Origin of the sequence: Variovorax sp. HJSM1_2 (assembly GCF_049316285.1) — a bacterium.
GTDB lineage: Bacteria > Pseudomonadota > Gammaproteobacteria > Burkholderiales > Burkholderiaceae_C > Rhodoferax_B.
The window spans coordinates 1-287 of record NZ_JBMOXA010000066.1 but is presented as its reverse complement, the minus strand read 5'-3'; the positions used below and the strand labels follow the sequence as shown (position 1 = coordinate 287).

The window sequence follows — 287 nt, the reverse complement described above, 5'->3', positions numbered from 1 at the left end:
CTCACCGAAAAAGGCATCACCGTCAAATACGCCATCCACCCGGTGGCCGGGCGCATGCCGGGCCACATGAACGTGCTGCTGGCCGAGGCCGAGGTGCCCTACGACCAGGTGTTCGAGATGGAAGACATCAACGGCGAGTTCGGCCAGGCCGATGTGGCCATCATCCTGGGCGCCAACGACGTGGTGAATCCTGCGGCGCACACCAAGGGTAGTGCGATCTACGGCATGCCCATCCTCGAGGCCTACCGCGCCAAGACCGTGATCGTCAACAAACGCAGCATGGCCGC

The 287-nt window shown here is 63.4% G+C and carries 1 protein-coding gene; it reads left to right on the top strand.

Annotated elements, in window-relative coordinates; all coding sequences use genetic code 11:
* Positions 1-287 (top strand): NAD(P)(+) transhydrogenase (Re/Si-specific) subunit beta (locus tag ACFQ95_RS25970; protein WP_422835864.1); only part of this gene is annotated, 287 nt, incomplete at both ends.